General features: G+C 71.7%; 18 protein-coding genes. 7 read left to right on the forward strand and 11 right to left on the reverse strand.

What is annotated here, in order from left to right:
- Positions 1-2 precede the first annotated feature (2 nt).
- From BUB97_RS17835 to BUB97_RS27275, 9 genes are all read right to left on the reverse strand, one after another.
- Entirely contained in the window at positions 3-791 is a 789-nt protein-coding gene (locus tag BUB97_RS17835) for an enoyl-CoA hydratase/isomerase family protein (protein ID WP_073137225.1), read from the reverse strand.
- 12 nt (positions 792-803) lie between these two features.
- Entirely contained in the window at positions 804-1412 is a 609-nt protein-coding gene (locus tag BUB97_RS17840; protein WP_073137227.1) for a carboxymuconolactone decarboxylase family protein, read from the reverse strand.
- A gap of 11 nt (positions 1413-1423) precedes the next feature.
- A complete protein-coding gene (locus BUB97_RS17845; protein WP_073137229.1) occupies positions 1424-2662 on the reverse strand; it encodes a CaiB/BaiF CoA transferase family protein in 1239 nt (412 codons plus the stop codon).
- Complete coding sequence (locus BUB97_RS17850) at positions 2655-3263, reverse strand: glutathione S-transferase family protein (RefSeq protein ID WP_073137231.1); 609 nt, start codon at positions 3261-3263, stop codon at positions 2655-2657. Before BUB97_RS17850 ends, BUB97_RS17845 begins: the two co-directional genes overlap by 8 nt.
- A gap of 113 nt (positions 3264-3376) precedes the next feature.
- Positions 3377-4117: a GntR family transcriptional regulator gene (locus BUB97_RS17855; RefSeq protein WP_086062309.1), complete on the reverse strand. Its 741-nt coding sequence runs from the start codon at positions 4115-4117 to the stop codon at positions 3377-3379.
- Positions 4118-4180: 63 nt separating this feature from the next.
- The gene (locus BUB97_RS17860) at positions 4181-5095 is read right to left on the reverse strand and encodes an NAD(P)-dependent oxidoreductase (protein WP_073137233.1); all 915 of its coding nucleotides are present in this window, start codon (positions 5093-5095) and stop codon (positions 4181-4183) included.
- Positions 5092-5736 (reverse strand): fumarate hydratase C-terminal domain-containing protein, encoded by a 645-nt coding sequence (locus tag BUB97_RS17865; protein WP_086062310.1) that lies wholly within the window; start codon positions 5734-5736, stop codon positions 5092-5094. The genes BUB97_RS17860 and BUB97_RS17865 overlap by 4 nt, the downstream gene beginning before the upstream one ends.
- Before the next feature lie 8 nt (positions 5737-5744).
- A complete protein-coding gene (locus BUB97_RS17870) occupies positions 5745-6614 on the reverse strand; it encodes a fumarate hydratase (protein ID WP_175562675.1) in 870 nt (289 codons plus the stop codon).
- Between the two features lie 22 nt (positions 6615-6636).
- Positions 6637-6759, reverse strand: coding sequence for a hypothetical protein (locus BUB97_RS27275; protein WP_277614039.1), 123 nt, complete (start codon positions 6757-6759; stop codon positions 6637-6639).
- Positions 6760-6985: 226 nt separating this feature from the next.
- Between BUB97_RS27275 and BUB97_RS17875 the strand changes: the two genes are divergently transcribed.
- Genes BUB97_RS17875 through BUB97_RS17885 form a run of 3 tightly spaced genes read left to right on the forward strand, consistent with a single transcriptional unit; the run spans position 6986 to position 9612 of the window.
- A complete protein-coding gene (locus tag BUB97_RS17875; RefSeq protein ID WP_073137235.1) occupies positions 6986-7831 on the forward strand; it encodes an alpha/beta fold hydrolase in 846 nt (281 codons plus the stop codon).
- Complete coding sequence (locus BUB97_RS17880; protein ID WP_073137237.1) at positions 7831-8793, forward strand: Bug family tripartite tricarboxylate transporter substrate binding protein; 963 nt, start codon at positions 7831-7833, stop codon at positions 8791-8793. Before BUB97_RS17875 ends, BUB97_RS17880 begins: the two co-directional genes overlap by 1 nt.
- A 9-nt stretch (positions 8794-8802) precedes the next feature.
- Positions 8803-9612, forward strand: coding sequence for an alpha/beta fold hydrolase (locus tag BUB97_RS17885; RefSeq protein WP_073137239.1), 810 nt, complete (start codon positions 8803-8805; stop codon positions 9610-9612).
- 37 nt (positions 9613-9649) lie between these two features.
- Here BUB97_RS17885 and BUB97_RS17890 read toward each other — a convergent pair whose 3' ends face one another.
- Positions 9650-11344: a UdgX family uracil-DNA binding protein gene (locus BUB97_RS17890; protein ID WP_245818350.1), complete on the reverse strand. Its 1695-nt coding sequence runs from the start codon at positions 11342-11344 to the stop codon at positions 9650-9652.
- Positions 11345-11542: 198 nt separating this feature from the next.
- Between BUB97_RS17890 and BUB97_RS17895 the strand changes: the two genes are divergently transcribed.
- Positions 11543-11995: a Rap1a/Tai family immunity protein gene (locus tag BUB97_RS17895; RefSeq protein WP_073137243.1), complete on the forward strand. Its 453-nt coding sequence runs from the start codon at positions 11543-11545 to the stop codon at positions 11993-11995.
- A 13-nt stretch (positions 11996-12008) separates the two neighbouring features.
- Positions 12009-12290: a glycine zipper domain-containing protein gene (locus BUB97_RS17900; protein WP_086062311.1), complete on the forward strand. Its 282-nt coding sequence runs from the start codon at positions 12009-12011 to the stop codon at positions 12288-12290.
- A gap of 59 nt (positions 12291-12349) precedes the next feature.
- On the opposite strand, the gene BUB97_RS17905 is transcribed toward BUB97_RS17900, so the two are convergent.
- Complete coding sequence (locus BUB97_RS17905) at positions 12350-13693, reverse strand: putative DNA modification/repair radical SAM protein (RefSeq protein ID WP_217659703.1); 1344 nt, start codon at positions 13691-13693, stop codon at positions 12350-12352.
- A 158-nt stretch (positions 13694-13851) separates the two neighbouring features.
- Between BUB97_RS17905 and BUB97_RS17910 the strand changes: the two genes are divergently transcribed.
- Together BUB97_RS17910 and BUB97_RS17915 are read left to right on the forward strand one after the other, a co-directional pair.
- On the forward strand, positions 13852-14079 hold the full coding sequence (locus BUB97_RS17910) for a DUF4170 domain-containing protein (RefSeq protein ID WP_073137249.1): 228 nt from the start codon (positions 13852-13854) through the stop codon (positions 14077-14079).
- Positions 14080-14180: 101 nt separating this feature from the next.
- Positions 14181-16274 carry a DUF4214 domain-containing protein gene (locus tag BUB97_RS17915; RefSeq protein ID WP_073137251.1) on the forward strand — a complete coding sequence of 698 codons (2094 nt, stop codon included), beginning with the start codon at positions 14181-14183 and terminating at the stop codon, positions 16272-16274.
- Positions 16275-16435: the final 161 nt, after the last annotated feature.

The raw sequence follows: 16435 nt of genomic DNA on the forward strand, positions 1-16435 counted from the left end.
GCTCAACGCCCCTGGAACACCGGCTTGCGCTTCTCGGCGAAGGCGCGCTGCGCCTCCTTCGTGTCCTCGGTGCGGGCCAGGGCCACGGTCTGGCTCTGCTCGTAGCGGTAGCCGTCCCGCAGCGGCATCTCCTCGGTCAGGTTGAAGGAGCGCTTCGCCGCCTGCACCGCCAGCGGCGCCTTGCCCGCGATCTCGCGTGCGATCGCCGTCGCCTCCTCCACCAGCCGCTCGCGCGGGACGCAGACCGAGGCCGCGTTCATCCGCAGCAGCTCCGGCCCGGTGATGCGCCGCGCGGTGAGGATCATCAGCCGCGCATCGGACGGCCCGAAGAAGCGCAGCACATGGCGGACCCCGCCGGCCAAGCCCACATCCACCTCCGTCATGGAGAGGAAGGCCTCCTCCGCCACCACCAGGATGTCGCAGCACAGCGCCAGCACGCACCCCGCGCCGATCGCCGCGCCGTTCACGGCCGCGATGACGGGCTTGCCGCATTCCATCACCGCGTCAAAGGAGGCGCGGACGAGCCGGTTGTGCCGGGGATAGGCGCCGGGCTCCTCCGCCAGGTTCGGCCGCTCCCGCAGGTCCGCGCCGGCCGAGAAGGCGCGCCCCTCGCCGGTGAGGACGATCGCGCGCACCTCGGCCGTGTCGTGCAGCACGTCGAACACGCGCACGATCTCCTCGCGGAAGCGGCGGTCCTGCGCGTTCACGGGCGGCGCGGTGATGGTGACCGTGGCCACATGGTCGGCCAGCTCCACGCGGAAACGCTCGATGCCTTCAAGACCGGGGATCATGGCGGGCCTCCTCTATTCCGCGGCGCGGGCGACGTTGCGGGCGGGCGGGAGCGGCGCCAGCCCCGCCTCCGGGGCTTGCAGCACGGGGGCCACGCCGTCGGGAAGTGGAATCTCATGCGCGTTCAGCGTCATCGAAACCATGGTGTAGTAGCCGATGACCGCCGTGAGCTCGACGACGCCGCGCTCCCCCCAGCGGCCCAGCACCTCGCCGTAAAGGCCGGGCGGCACCTGGCCAGAGGTCTGCAGCGCGCGCGCGAACTCATAGACCAGCGCGTCGTCGGCCTCCTCGAATGCCGGGGATTCGCCGCGCTGGATCGCGTCGATCGCCACCTGCGGAATGCCGGCCTCCGCCGCGGCGCGCGCATGAACCCACCACTCCACCTGGCTGGACCAGCGCCGGCCGGTGACGATAATGGCCAGCTCGTTCAGCCGCCGGGGCAGGCAGGTGCCGAAGCGCAGGATCTCGCCCAGGCTGGACCAGCGGGCCGCGAGATCGGGGCTGTGGATCACGGCGCGCAACGGCCCGATCACCTGCCCGCGCGGGCCGGCCACCACCTGGTCATGCACGCGCCGCTGCTCCGGGGACATCTCCTCGGGCGAGGGAAGGGAAATACGGGCCATGGCTCGGCTCCTCAGATCACGCCGCGTCCGGCGAGGTCGGCAACGGAAGCCTCGTCCAGCCCCAGCTCGGCCAGGACCTCCGCCGTGTGCTGGCCGAGGGTGGGCGGGGCGCGGTCGAAGCGCAGCGGGCTCTCCGCGAAGCGCAGCGGGCTGACCACCTGCGGCACCGTGCCGGCGACGGGGTGGGGCAGCTTGCGCAGCATCTGCCGGTGGCGGATCTGCGGGTCCTCGAAAACCTGCGGGATGTCGTTGATCGGCGCGCAGGGCACGCCCGCCGCGTCCAGCGCCTGCATCAGCGCATCGCGCCGGAAGGCCCGGAAGCACTCCGTCAGCAGCGGCGTCAGCGCCGGGTTGTTCGTCACGCGCGCGGCATTGGTCGCGAAGCGCTCGTCCACCCCCCATTCCGGCCGGCCGATCGCCTCGCACAGCTTGCGGAACTGCCCGTCATTCCCCACGGCGAGGACGAAGAAGCCGTCCGCGCAGGGGAACACGTCCTGCGGCTGGATGTTCGGGTGCCGGTTGCCGCCCCGCTTCGGCGTGCGGCCGGAGAGCAGCCAGTTCGTCGCCTGGTTCGCCAGGAAGGCGGCCTGCACGTCCAGCATGGCCAGGTCGATGGTCTCGCCCTTCCCCGTCTCGCCCCGTCGCGCAAGAGCGGCGAGCACGGCCACGGCCGCATACATGCCGGTCATCAGGTCGACGATGGGTACCCCAACCTTCTGCGGCCCGCCGCCCGGCGCGTCGTCCCGCTCGCCCGTGACGGACATCAGGCCGCCCATCGCCTGGATCGCGAAGTCATAGGCCGCCTGGTCCGCGCGCGGCCCGTCCTGCCCGAAGCCGGTGACGGAGCAATAGATCAGCCGCGGGTTCACGGCGCGCAGTGCGGCGGCATCCAGCCCGTATTTCGCGAGCGCGCCGGCCTTGAAGTTCTCCAGCACGATATCCGCGCCCTCGGCCAGGCGGCGGATGACCTCCTGCCCCTCCGGCCTGGACATGTCCACGGTGACGGAACGCTTGCCGCGGTTCACCGCCAGGAAGTAGCCGGCGTCCTTCGTCGGCTTCCCGTCGCGGTCCTTCAGGAAGGGCGGTCCCCAGCTGCGCGTGTCGTCGCCCGCGCCGGGCCGCTCCACCTTGATCACGTCGGCGCCGAGATCCGCCAGGATCTGCGTGGCCCAGGGCGCGGCCATGATCCGGCTGAGATCCAGCACGCGAACATGCGAAAGCGGCCCCTGCCGCTGCGCCGCGTCAGTCATCCACCGCCTCCGTGGCGCGGGCCGAGGGCCGCGCGGCAAAGCCGGCATGCCACGCCGCGATGCCGGGCCGCCCCTCGCGCCAGGGAAGATCCGCGAAGCGGAAATCGAGATAGGAGAGCGCGCAGCCGATCGCGACATGCCCCACATCGAAGGGCGCGGCCGAAAGCGCGGGCGCCTCGCGCTCCAGATGGTCCAGCGTCGCGCGCACCTTGGCGGCGAAGCTCTCCAGCCACTCCGCCGTCTGCCGCTCCGCCGGCTTGTCCCGCTCGTTGCGGAACAGGATGAGCAGGTCGAGAAAGCCATTGCCGAGCGCGTGGCGCGTCAGCGCCCCGAAGCGCGCCTCGCCCGCGGGGAACAGCCGGCCGCCGGCGAGATGGTCGAGATATTCGATGATCGTCAGGCTGTCGAAGAGCACGCGGCCATCGTCCAGCACCAGCGTCGGAATCTTGCTGAGCGGGTTGTCCGGCAGCAGCGCCTCATTCGGCTTGCCCATCCGCACCACGGTGCGAACCGTCCGGATGCGGTCCGCCAGGCCCAGCTCATGGGCGGCGATCATCACCTTGCGCACGAAGGGGGAGCGCGGCGACCAATGGAGCTTCATGCCGCGCGCGCCGCGATAGCCGGGTGATGCATGGCGTTTCCCCTTTGACCCTTTAAACCAGCTATATGACCTTTATGCCGCGCGGCCATGCCCGCGTCCAGCCCCACACGGCCCTACTTCAGCTTGATGTCGATCCGCACCACATCGCCGCGATAGATGCCGTCCGCCACCAGCACCAGCGTCCCCTTCGCATCCACCGCCGCGCGGTGAACCAGCGCCACCGGCGCGTTCAGCGGCAGCTGCAACGCCTCCGCGCTCTCCACATCCGCCACACCGATCGTCAGCGTCTGCCGCGCATCCACCACCTTCACCCCCTTCAGCCCCGAGACGAGGCGAAGGGCGGTCTTGGTGGAAAGATCCTCCGCCGTGACGAGCGGCGAGAGGCGCGAGTCCAGATAGACATCCGCCAGCAGGAAGGGCTGCCCATCCCGCCAGTGCCGCCGGCGGATATGCCGGTAGAACGGCGCCGGCTCGCCGATGCTGTCCGGAATGGCCGCACCGGGAATCCCGTCGGCATCCCCCAGGATCTCGATCTCGGCGCCCTCGCGGGAGCGAAGCAGCCCGTTCCAGTCCGCCTCCACATCGCACCACAGCCGGTTCGCGGGGGTCTTGCGGACGAAGGTGCCCTTCGCGCGGAAGCGCTCGATCAGCCCCTCCTGCTCCAGGTCGTCCAGCGCCTGGCGAATGGTGGCGCGGGCCACGCTGCACTCGGCCGCCAGCTCATCCACCGTCGGAATCTGCTGCCCGAGCTTCCAGACCCCCTGCTCGATCCGGCGACGGAACAGGGTGGCGAGCTGGAGGTAGCGCGGAACGGCGCTGCGGCTCAGGTCGAGCTTGCCGGTAGGGGCATTCATGCCGCCTTCTCGCACGGGCAGGGGCCGTTGCGCGAGCCTCCCCGCATCTGAGCAAACTGCATCTCAGGCCGCGGCATCGAAGAAGGGCTGCCCGTCCCGGAAGGCGGCGATGTCGCGCAGCATCCGCGCGATGATCGCGGCCCGCGTCTCCAGCGTCAGGGAGGCGTAGTGGGGCGCCAGGGCGACGTTCTCCAGCGCCAGGAAGCGCGGGTCCAGCCCCGGCTCGCTGGCGAAGACATCCAGCCCCGCCCCGGCGATGCGCCCACCCTCCAGCGCCGCCAGCAGCGCCTCCTCATCCACCACCGAACCCCGGGCGATGTTCACCAGGATCCCGCGGGGCCCGAGCGCCTCCAGCACCGGCCCACCCACCAGATGCCGGGTCTCCACCCCGCCCGGCGCGGAAAGGATCAGCACATCCGCCCACCCGGCCAGGGCCGGCACGTCCGGCAGGAAGGGCCAGGACGCCTCGGGCTTGGGGCGCGGGCCGGTCCAGGCCACCTCCATCCCGATACCCGCCGCGCGGCGGGCGATGGCCGCGCCGATCCGCCCGAGGCCGACCACCCCCGCCCGCTTCCGGTGAAGGCTGATGCCCGGGCTCATCCGCTCGCGCGACCAGCGCCCGGCGCGGACGAAGCGGTCGGCCTCCGCAATGCGGCGGGCCGCGGCATAGAGCAGGCCGATCGCGAAATCGGCGACGTCCTCCGTCAGCTCGTCAGGCGTATGCGCGACCGCGACACCCCGGCGCCGCGCCGCCTCCAGGTCGATGCGATCCAGCCCCACGCCCATGGAGGTGATCATCCGCAGCCCCGGCAGGGCTTCCATGGCGGCCGCATCCACGCCCACCATCCCCGTCGTCACGGCAATCCGCGCCTCCCGCGCCTCCGGCGCGCCACGCTCCACCAGCGCATACTCGGCCGAGAGCGCGTCGCGCAGGTCCTTGGGCAGGGTCGCCAGGGTCAGGATCGTCTCGCGCGTCATGTCACCTCTTCCGCCCCGTCCTGCGCCCGCGCCCGCGCCAGATCGTCCATGATCCGCGGCATCCGCGCCGCCGCCGTCTCGCTGAGGCTGCCGTAGAGGCTGTTGCCATGCGCGTCGATCCCGACCGTGACGGGCCCCAGCGCCTCCACCCGCAGGGTGACTAGCCGGTAATGCGAAACCAGGTCGTTCCAATCCACCGAGACCACCGCGCGGATCGCATCCGAGAGAAGCGGCGCCCCGCCGCCGACAAAGGAGAGGTAGACGCAGCCCACCTCCCGCATCGCCTCCACGCAGCCGGCATCCAGCCCTCCCTTCCCGCCCACCGCGCGCAGGCCGAAATGGCGGATCAGCCCGGGCATCAACCCGTTGAAGCGGGTGCTGGTGGTCGGGTTCATATAGAGCACCTCGAACCCGCCCTCCGCCGTCTCGCGCGAATAGGAGCCAAGATGGAACAGGCCTCCCCCATGCAGGTCCCGCGGCGCCTCGCGTCTCCCCTCGGCAACCTCGATGATCCGGTGATGCGTCGGCAGCCCGGCGGTGATGGTGATCTCCCCGTCCAGCAGCACCATGTCGCCGGCCCGCAGGGAAAGCGCGTCCTCCGCCGAGAGCGGCATCCGCAGCCGCCGGATCTCCTCCTCCATCGCCGCCCCTACTCCACCCGCTCCAGCCGGCCGTCGCCATAGAGGCGGGCGCGGGTGCGGCGGTTGATCCAGCAGTTGAACGCAACCGCCACGGGGGTGAACCCATGCCCGGCCGCGTATTCCACATGCACGCCCAGCGCGGTGGTATCCCCGCCCGTGCCCATGGGGCCGAAGCCGGTGGCGTTCACCGCCTTCAGCAGCCGCTCCTCCATCGCCGCCAGGATCGGCTCCGGGTTCGTCGTGCCATAGGGCCGCAGCGTCGCGCGCGCCGCGAGCTTCGCGCAGTAGTCGAAGGTGCCGCCGATGCCGACGCCGATATTCACCGGCGGGCAGTGCTGGGAACCGGCCTTCAGCACGCAATCCATGACATAGCGCTCGATCTGCTCCAGCGTCGGAAAGGTGAAGATCTCCATCGCCGCCCAGCGGCCGGAGCCGAGCGCCTTGGGCTGGCAGGTGATGTCCACATGCTCCGCGCCGTCGATCAGGTCCCAGGTGACGAGCGGCATCTCCTTGCCGCGGTAGCTGCGCTCGTTCGTCAGCGGATTGGTGACATGCTTCAGCAGCGGCGGGTTGGTCGTGGCCACCAGCTCGTCGAAACCGTCCGAGACGGCGCGCTTGATATCCCCCTCCAGCCGCACGCCCGTGCCGATGCCGATGACGAAGTTCGGCACCCCGGAATCGGAGCAGACGAGCCGGTCCTGCGTCTCGGCCATCTCCGCGCTGCGGAGCAGGATGCCCAGCGTCCTGCGGGCCACCTCGTTCGTCTCCGTCTCCCGCGCGCGGCGCAGCGCCTCCAGCGTATCGTCCGGCACCTTGCGGAGCGACCACTCGTAGAGCTGCGCCGTGGCGCGCTTCATCATGTCATAGGTGATGGGCACCGCGATCCCTTCCGGCGCGAGGTCAATCCTCGAGGAACGGCGTCCCCTCCTCCGCGCCGCCACGCAGGTGGACGTCGCGGTGGAAGACGCACAACCCCTCCGCCTCGCCCGCCGGCACCGCAAGGAAGCGCGGTCGCGCCGCCATGGCCACCCCCGCCGAGCAGGGACAGCGCCATGCGCCGCGCGATGCGAGTGGCCATCAGGCTGACCTCCTCTGAACGTTCCCTGGTGACGGCCTGACGGCAACGGGCCGCGGCCGCTTCTGCATCCACTCTGCCGGGCCGCTCCTCAATAAGTCAATAGGCTGACCTTTTGACATCGGGCGGCCCGGCTGGCATCGTCGCCGCAAGCAAGCACAGCGGAGGAAGCCCATGCGACGCCGGACGGCGATGGCACTGATGCCGATGGTCCTTTCGCCCTGGATGGCAGGAGCGACGACCGTGGAGCGCAAGCGTCTTGAACGGGGCCCGGTGACGATCGAGCTGCTGGCGGAGGGCCAGGGCCCCTGCATCGTCCTGCTTCCCTCCCTCGGCCGCGGCCAGGAGGATTTCGACGACATCGCCCCCCGCCTCGCCACGGCCGGCTTCCGCGTGCTGCGGCCGGAACCGCGCGGCATCGGCGGGGCCAGCCCGCTCGCATCCGGCGCCACCCTGCACGACATGGCCGCCGACGTCGCCGCCGCGATCGAGGCGGAGAAGGCGGCACCGGCGCTCGTGGCCGGCCACGCGGCCGGCAACTGGGTCGCCCGCGTCCTCGCGCATGACCGGCCGGAACTCGTGCGCGGCGTGGCCCTGCTGGCAGCGGTGACCGGCACCGAGATAGACCCCGAGATCCGCCGCTCCATCACGGCGAGCTTCACCCTCTCCCTCCCCGAGGAGGAACGGCTGAGCCACCTGCGCCGCGCCTATTTCGCGCCGGGCAACGACGCGCGGGTCTGGCTCCCGGGCTGGCACCCCCAGGTCTCCATGGCCCAGCGCGCCGCCGCGGCCGCCACCACGGACAAGGCCTGGCTGCGCGCGGCGGATCGCCACCCGCTCCTCTATGTCGCCGCGGCAGAGGACGCGATCGCCGCCCCGCCCTCGCTGGAGGAGCTGCGCGCATCCCTCGGCCCGCAGGTGACTCGGGTGGTGGTGGAACGGGCGGGCCACGCCCTGGTGCCGGAACAGCCGGAGGCGGTGGCCGCGGCGCTGATCGCCTTCGCGCGGGGGCTGCCCTGATGCTCCGCCGCCCCCTCCTCGGCGCCGCCGCCGCCGCGCTCCTGGCGCGCCCGGCCCGTGCCGAGTTCCCCGGCCGCAACATGCGCCTCATCGTGCCCTACCCGCCCGGCGGCATCACGGACCTGGTCGCGCGCAAGGTGGCCGAAGGGCTGGGCACCCTCTGGGGAAGGCCCGTCGTGGTGGACAACCGCCCCGGCGCCGGCGGCAACATCGCCGCCACCATGGCCGCCCGCGCGGCGCCGGATGGCAACACGCTCTATGTGGGCTTCGCCGGCACCCACGCGATGAATGTCAGCCTGTACCGCAACCTCGGCTACGACCCGGTGGCGGACTTCACGCCGATCTCGCTGATCATCGAATCGCCGCTCGCGCTCACGGTCCATCCCTCCCTGCCGGTGTGCAGCCTCGCGGAGCTGACCGCCCATGCGAAGTCGCATCCGGGCCAGCTCGCCTTCGGCTCCTCCGGCAATGGCGGCGCATCCCATCGCGCGCTCGAGATGTACAAGGCCATGGCGGGGGTGGACATCCTGCACGTCCCCTATCGCGGCGCGGCGCAATCCAACACCGACCTGCTCGGCGGCAAGATCCAGGGCATGTTCGACACGCTGATCACCGCGGTGCCGAACATCCGCGCCGGCGGCGTGCGCGCCCTGGCCGTCACCGGCCGCCAGCGCGCGGCCCTCCTGCCGGAGGTGCCCACCCTGGCCGAAGCCGGGCTGGCCGGATATGTCTTCCTCACCTGGCTGGGCCTCCTCGCCCCGGCCGGCCTCGCGCCGGATATCCGGGACCGCATCAACCGCGACCTGCGCGCCGTGCTGGCCGACGCCTCGACGAAGCGCTGGTGCGAGGAGAACGGGCTGGAGCCCTCCCCTTCCAGCCCGGACGAGTTCGCCCGCTACATGGCCGAGGAAACCACCCGCTTCGCCACCTTCGTGCGCGAGACGGGCCTGTCCATCGAGTAGGAGCAACACGTGGCGTCAGAGCAATTCGTCCGGGTCAACGGCCTGTCCTTCCGCTGCCGCCTGGACGGGCCGGAGGGCGCGCCCGCGCTGGTCTTCAGCAACTCGCTCCTCACGGACCTGACGCTGTGGGACGCGCAGGTCGCGGCCTTCGCCGGCCGGTACCGCATCCTGCGCTACGACCAGCGTGGCCATGGCGGAACCGAGGTGCCGCCCGAGCCCGCCACGCTCGACCGGCTGACCGAGGATGCGGCGGCGCTGCTGCGCCATTTCGGCCTCGCCGGCACCACCTTCGTCGGCGTGTCCATGGGCGCGGCCACGGCGCTGTGCCTCGCGGCGCGGGCGCCGGAGCTGGTCGCCGCCGTCCTCGCCTCGGACGGCCAGGCCGCGACGGCACCCGGCGGCGCCCAGGCCTGGCAGGAACGGATCGACCTCGCCCGCGAGAACGGCATGCCCGCCTTTGCCGAGGCCACGCTCAGGCGCTGGTTCTCCCCCGCCTCCACGGCCAGCGGCAACCCGGCCATCGCCCGCGTGCGGGAGATGATCCAGGCCACCCCGGAAGCCGGCTTCGTGGCCTGCGCCCGCGCGCTCCAGGCCTATGACATCCGCGCGGAGCTTCCCCACCTGCGGCAGCCCGTGCTCCTGGTCGCCGGCGCCGCGGACGGCGCCATGCCGCAGACGATGCGCGGCATGGCGGAGGTGATCCCGAACGCCCGCTTCGTCGAAATCCCCGATGCCGGCCACCTGCCCTGCATCGAGACGCCCGACGCCTTCAACGCGGCGCTGGAAGGCCTGCGCGGCCTTCACCTCGGCCAGGTTTAGCGGGGGCCTTCCCGGCGCGTGGCGGGGAGGCCAGGCCTCACCCCGCCAGCCCCCGCGCCGTCGCCGCCGCCTGCCCCAGATCCTCGACGAAGCGGTCATACTCCCGCGCCTTCCCCGCCGGGTCGGGAATCCGCAGGAGGTAGGAGGGGTGCACGGTCGGGAGGAAGGGCCGCCCCTCCGCATCCCGCAGCAGCGAGCCCCGCGCCTTCGTCACCGGCATCACCCGCCCCGAAACCGCCCGCAGCGCCGTCGCCCCCAGCGTCACCACCAGCCGCGGCTGCACCAGCCCGATCTCGCGCAGCAGGAAGGGCCGGTAGAATGCGATATCCCCCGCATCCGGCGACTGGTGCAGCCGCCGCTTGCCCCGGGGCGTGAACTTGAAGTGCTTCACCGCATTGGTGACATAAGCCTCGTCGCGCGGAACCCCCGCCTCCTCCAGAGCCTTGTTCCAGAGCCGCCCGGCGGGGCCCACGAAGGGCCGCCCCGCGATGTCCTCCTCATCCCCCGGCTGCTCGCCGATGAACATCAGCAGCGGGTTCCGCGGCCCCTCCCCCATCACGGGCTGGGTCGCGTTCGCCACCCAGGGCGGCAGGTCGTTGCGCGCCAGCAGGTCCCGCCGCAGCGCGGCCTGGGCCTCGGCGAAGTCGGCAGTGTCGTGCAGCAGGTCGGCAGCCATGTCCGGGTGAACGTCCGGCGGCGGGCGCAGATGCGCGGGCAGGTGCACCGGCCGCTGCCGGCGCCCGGCCGGCGCGGTCGCGCCCCGCGCCACCATCTCCGCCACCCGCTTCGGCGCCTCGGCCATCAGCCGCGGAATCTCCCGCGCCTCCGGCAGGTTGCGCCAGTACTTCTTCGGCATCTCCGCGCGCATCGCATCCGGCTTCAGCCGCGCGGGGTTGAACACGGCGGCGAAATAGGCCCGCCACAGCCCCTCCGCCGCATCCTCCGCCGGCGCATCCGCCCGCCGCGCCCCCGGCCCGAAGCGCACCGCATCCCCATCCCAATGCGCCGAAAGCCCGGGCGTCAGGATGGACCAGCGCAGGCTGGCGAAGCGCCGCACGAAGAACCCCGCCTCCGCGCGCAGGATGTGATGCTCCGGCTCGAACCAGGCGACGAAGCGCGACTCCGGCACGGCGGAAGGCACAGCCGCCACCGCCTCCTCCGGCAGGGCGTCCTCCGCCTCCTCCAGCACCCCCATGTCCCGCAGCGCCAGCGCCACGCTCCGCGCCTCGCGCGGCAGCGCCGGGTCGCCGGCCGCGCCGGGGGCGCCGGAGGCGGTGGGCAGGGCGGGCGGGGGCGGCAGCGGCGCGGCTGGCACCCCATCCTCCACCCGCACCTCGCGGAACCTCAGGAAGGCATGCATCTTGTGCGCGTCCCGCCGCACCGCCCGCGCCATGGCCTGCGCCCGCGCCACGGCGGCGTCCACCGCATCCTCCAGCAGCCCCCGCTCGGCCTGCAGCCGGTGCAGCAGCCCGTGCAGCAGCGCGAAGCGCTCCGCATCGCGGTGGCGGCACACCAGCCGCGCCAGTTCCGGGAAGTCGCGCGGCACGCGCGGCGGGGGCGCATCCGGCGGCGGCACGGGCGGCGGCCCGCCCCCGAAGAGCGGCACCGGGTCGCCCTCGACCCGCCAGGCCACCTCGGCGGGTGCCACCCCGGCCATCACCAGCGCCCGCGCGGCCGCCCGCCAGCCCTCGAAATCATCCGCCTCCGCCAGGGTCACGCAGAAACCGCTCATCCCATGCCCCCCACCGGAATGCGGCCCGCCCCGCGCCCCCATTCTTGATCGCCCCGGCCCGCCCCGCCGGTTGCGGCCCCCCCGCCCCCGGGCCGAAAAGGGCGGGGCGCCCAACCGGGCGCACCATGGTCCCGCCAGGCCGGGATGGCGGCCCCAAGCCGCCCCCGGCCGGGACCGGTGAGGAGAGACATCACGCCCATGCAGAGCATCCTCCGGAACGCCGCCCTGGCGGCCCTGCCCATCGCCGCGCTGCTCGCCGCGCCCGGCGCCGAAGCCCAAACCCCGGCCCCGGCCGCCGGAACTCCCACCGCGGTGTCCACCACCGCCGATCTCGCGGCCATCTGCCTGCCCGCCACCACGGGCGTGCAGCGGCTGGAAGCCATCGCCTATTGCCAGGGCTACGTGACGGCCATCGGCCAGTACCACGCCATGCTGCACCCGGCCGGCGGCCGCGTCCCGCCGCTCTTCTGCCCGCCCAGCCCGGCGCCCAGCGTCGCCCAATCCGCCATCGCCTTCGCCAACTGGGCGAAGGGGAACCCGCAACACGCCAACGAACCCGCGGCCGACGGCCTGCTCCGCTGGGCCCAGGCCACCTATCCCTGCCCCGACCAGCCCGCCGCACCCGCGCGCGGCGCCCGCACGGCCCGCTGAGATGAGGACGACCATGACCCTCCGTGCCGCCCGCCTGGCCCTCCCCCTCCTCGCCACCCTCTCCCTCGGCGCCTGCGCCGATGCCACGCGCACCGAGCGCAATGTCGGCACCGGCGCGCTCGGCGGCGCGGCGCTCGGCGGCATCATCGGCTCCTTCTCCGGCAATGCCGGTTGGGGCGCGCTGATCGGCGGCGCGGGCGGCGCGGGCGCCGGCTACCTCTACGAACAGTCCCAGCGCGCGCAGGACCGCGCCTACTGGCAGGGCCGGCAGGACAGCCGGCGCTATCGCCGCTGAACCGGCCGGGGCGCGGCGTGGCCGGAGAGGCCCGCGCCCGCCCCCGCCACCCCGCCGCATCACGCCGCCCCGAACAGCGGCAGCTGCACCGCCCGCCCAGCCCGCATCCCCGCCGCCATCCCCGCGGGCAGAACCCCCGCCCGCTCCGCCAGCCCGTCGCGCGGCACCAGCATCGCCCGCAAATCCGCCCGGTCCAGCAGCCCGCCGCGCGGATGATGGTCCACCGCCGTGATGAAGGGCCCCACCTTCCGCAGGTTCACCCGCAGCCGCGCCAGATCCGCCATGCGGAAAGACCGCACGCGCCGCGCGGCCACGATCTTCTCCACCGTCTTCGCGCCCAGCCCCGGCACGCGCAGCAGCATCTCCCGCTCCGCCCGGTTCACATCCACGGGAAAGGCGGCCCGGTGCTTCAGCGCCCAGGCCAGCTTCGGGTCCAGCTCCAGGTCCAGCATCCCGCCCTCGCCGCCCGCCATCACCTCCGGCGCCGTGAAGCCGTAGAAGCGCAGCAGCCAGTCCGCCTGGTACAGCCGGTGCTCCCGCACCAGCGGCGGCGCCACCGGCGGCAGGATCGCCGCCGCATCCGGAATGGGCGAATAGGCCGAGAAATACACGCGCCTCAGCCGGTAGGACCCGTAGAGCGCCGCGCTGGTGTTCAGCACCGTCTCGTCGGTGGAGGAATCCGCGCCGACGATCATCTGCGTGGACTGCCCGGCGGGCGCGAAGCGCGGCGCCGCGGCCCGGCGGCCCCCCGCCATCGCCACCCGCACCCGCGCGGCCTCGTCCCGCGCCTCCTTCGCCTCGTCGATCCGCGCGCGCAGCCCCGCCATCGCCACCCGGATCTGCCCGCCATCCTTCTCCGGCGCCAAGGTCTTCAGGCTGCCCGCATCCGGCAGCTCCACATTGATCGAAAGCCGGTCCGCATGCCGCCCCGCCTCCGCCAGCAGCGCCGGGTCGGCATCGGGAATGGTCTTGAGGTGGATGTAGCCCTTGAAGCCATGCGTCTCCCGCAGCTCCCGCGCCACCCGCACGATCTGCTCCATCGTGTAGTCCGGCGAACGGATGATGCCGGAGGAGAGGAACAGCCCCTCGATGTAGTTCCGCCGGTAGAAATCGAGCGTCAGCTCCACGATCTCCCGCACGGAGAACCGCGCCCGCCGCACGTTCGAGCTCGCCCGGTTGATGCAATAGGCGCAGTCGAACACGCAGGCGTTCGTCAGCAGCACCTTCAGCAGCGAGATGCAGCGCCCATCCGGCGCATAGGCATGGCAGATCCCCATGCCCTCCGTGCTGCCCAGACCCCCATCCCGGCTGTCCCGCTTCTCCGTGCCCGATGAGGCGCAGGAGGCATCGTACTTCGCCGCATCCGCCAGGATCTCGAGCTTCTCCCGCAGCTCCATGGCCACCTCTTCCGCTGGCCCGCCGATATGGCCCGGGAATCGGATACCGCAAGAACAGAAAATGAACGCCGCAGGGGAATGCTCCGCCCCAGCCCCGCTTACCCTTGGGAAATCAACAGCGCAGGATTATGTGCTGCGTCGCACCAGCAGCCGAGCCGAGTCGAATGCCCGACAACTCCTACCCCCAGCTCCACTTCATCTGGGGCGGCGTCTTCACCGACGCGTCCTTCTCCACCCTCGAGCCCGGCACCGAGGAAAGCTACGGCCCCTACCACGACGCGAAAACCGCCGACCGCGTCTGGAACGAGAAGGCCCGCCGCAACATCGACATCGCGAACCACCGCCTCTTCGTCATCTCCGTCCCCCGCCCCGGCGGCGCCAAGGCCGGCTGAGGCAAAGGCGCCACGGCGCCCGGAATCCCGCACGCCCCGGTTGTGCCCGGGGCTGCCCTGAATGATCCTCCCAGTGCGAAACGACAGGGAGGTCATCAGACGTGAGTTCGGTTGAGGAAAGCAGCGCCGCCTTCATCCTGGCGAGCCTCGCCTCGGCTTCCTCGGGCAAGCCAGTCTTCACCACGGAACAGGTCATCGAGCAGCTGCAGATCTTCGGCAGCGGCCCACAATGGACGGGGGTCCACCTCTTCCAGCCCGCCACCGGCGGCGAGATCACCTATTCCATCCCCACCTTCCGCTACGAATCCGCGGGAGAGGAGGATGTGGGCTGGCTGCCGCCCAGCGCCGTCATGCTCCGCCAGGCACGCCTCGCCGCCGAGCTCTGGGACGACCTGATCGCCCCCTCCCTCACGGAAATCGCCGACGAATCCGCCCAGATCGTCATCGGCCGCTCCCGCCTGACCCAGAACGACGGCACCTACGCGACCGTCGAGGTGGCCACCTTGCCGGCCGGGCCCGGCTCCTACGCCATGAAGCCCTCACAGGTCTGGCTCTCGGCCAACTGGGCCACCAATTCCGATCCCGGCTTCCAGGACTCGCGCTACGGCCTGACCACGCTCATCCACGAGCTCGGCCATTCCCTCGGCCTCTCCCATCCCGGCCTGTACAACGCGACGCCCGGCCGCAGCATCACCTACGAGCATGACGCCGTCTTCGCGCAGGACACGCGCCAGTACACGCTGATGTCCTACTTCAACGCAGGGCTGGACGGCTCCGGCGCCCGCCATATCGGGCCGGATGGCGTGCCGCGCTACCCATCCACGCCGATGCTCTATGACATCGCCACCATCCAGTCGATCTACGGCGCGGACATGACCACCCGCGTGGACGACACGGTCTACGGCTTCAACAGCACCGCCGGCCGCAGCGTCTATGACTTCTCCGTCAACACCACGCCGATCATCGCAATCTGGGACGCCGACGGCCGCGACACGATCGACCTCTCCGGCTTCTCCGCGAACCAGCGGATCGACCTGCGGGAGGGCGCCTACAGCGATGTCGGCGGCCTCGCCGGCAACCTCGCCATCGCCTTCGGCGCGGAGATCGAGGACGCGATCGGCGGCTCCGGCCAGGACCACATGACCGGCAACGCGGTCGACAACTTCCTCTCCGGCGGGGCGGGCGACGACATCCTCATCGGGCTGGACGGGGATGACGCCCTGTATGGCGAAGCCGGCAACGACACGATGAACGGCGGCGCGGGCGACAACCGGCTGAACGGCGGCGACGGCTACGACACGGTGGACCTGCGCGACCAGGGCCGGCGTGGCGAATCCTTCTCCGCCGCGGGCACCACCACCGAGCGCGAACACGCCACCGGCACGGACGAGTGGCAGACCCTCGAAGTCGCCCTCTACGCCGACGGCCGCATGGTCTTCGACGCGAACGACGCCGCCGCCCAGATCATGCGCCTCTACGCCGCCACGCTGGACCGCAACCTGGACCAGGAAGGGCTGAACGGCCATGTGAACGCCATGGCCCATGGCACCACGCTGATGGACGTCGCCAACACCATCCTCTCCAGCACGGAATTCGCCAGCCGCTTCGGCGCGAACCTGGCGAACGACGCCTTCGTGGATCTGATCTACACCAACCTCTTCGGCTACACGGCCGATGCCACGAACCGCGCCTTCTGGATCGGCAATCTCGACGCCGGCATCAGCCGCGCCCAGTTCGTCTCCTCCCTCGCCGAGGACACGGACGCACGCAACGCCACCGCCAGCATCCTCACCGCCGGCCTTTGGGACCTGGACGAGACGGCGGATTTCGTCGCCCGCCTCTACACCGTCGCCCTGGACCGCGCCCCCGAGGTCACCGGCCTCACCGGCTGGCGCAGCTACGCCGAAAGCGGCGCCGCGGAGCTCGACCTCGTCTCCCGCTTCATCGATTCCGCCGAATACAACGCCCTCTACGGCGGGACGGACAACCAGACCTTCATCCAAAGCCTCTACCGCAACGCCCTGGGCCGCGAGGCCGAGGCGGAAGGCCTCACCGGCTGGGTGAACTACCTCGAAACCGGCGGCACCCGCGCCGGCGTCGTGCTCGGCTTCACCGAAGCCGAGGAACTGCGCATGGTCACCACCGAAACCATCCGCAGCGAGAACCCGGAACACTACGGGATCCTCTTCGCCTGATCGGACGCTCTGTCCCGGGGAGAGGAAGAAAGAATTCTTCCTCTCCCCGGACCCCTCACCTTCTTCTTTTTCTATCCGTTTAGAATCACCGGGCTGACGATGCGCCTCGGGTCATCGACCCGAGGCGACTGCAGACGCAGGAAAAGCACGCGGAACCAGAG

Origin of the sequence: Muricoccus roseus (assembly GCF_900141905.1) — a bacterium.
GTDB classification, from domain to species: Bacteria; Pseudomonadota; Alphaproteobacteria; order Acetobacterales; family Acetobacteraceae; genus Roseomonas; species Roseomonas rosea.